The sequence below is a fragment of the Collinsella sp. TF10-11AT genome (genome assembly GCF_003437565.1).
Lineage (GTDB): Bacteria > Actinomycetota > Coriobacteriia > Coriobacteriales > Coriobacteriaceae > Collinsella.
This window is the reverse complement of sequence record NZ_QSQW01000019.1, coordinates 1-535: the sequence shown is the minus strand read 5'-3', so window position 1 is coordinate 535 and position 535 is coordinate 1. Positions and strand designations below refer to the sequence as shown.

The 535-nt window shown below is 76.3% G+C and carries 1 protein-coding gene; it reads left to right on the top strand.

The genetic code is table 11. From position 1 onward, the window contains the following. Positions 1–147: 147 nt before the first annotated feature. Positions 148–535 (top strand): transposase (locus DXC99_RS09815; RefSeq protein WP_147329361.1); only part of this gene is annotated, 388 nt, incomplete at its 3' end.

Here is a 535-nt window from a genome sequence, read left to right as displayed (position 1 = left end):
CCCCCGAGAGGGCCCGTTGGGTGCTGCCGGCGCGGGACGCGCCGCCCCCGACGGCTGATAGGAAAGTGCCGGGCAGGCGCCGCGGCTGGTAATGTGAGTGCCGAGGGGGAGGCCATCCGGTCGAACGACTACCGGAAGGATACCACCGTGAAAGCGCCATCCACCAGGCCCGCGGCCGTGCTCGGCCTGGACGTCGGCAAGTCATCGCACTGGGCCCGCCTGGTCGACCGCGACGGGGAGGTGCTGGCCAGCGCCCCCGTCCGCAACAGGGAGGCCGAGCTCGACGCGCTGTTCGCCTCCGCGCCCGCCGGCACGCTCGTCGTCGTCGACCAGTTCCGCAACATAGGGTCCCTCGCCGTGAGGCGGGCCCGCGCCGCGGGGCTCGGGGTCGCCCACCTGCCCGGGCTCGCCGCCAGCCGCGCCGCCGGCCTGTTCGCCGGCGAGGCCAAGACCGACGAGCGCGACGCCGCGGTGATCGCGCGGACCGCCCTGGGCGTGCCGGACTCCCTGTCGGGGGTCCCGGGCCGCGGCGAGG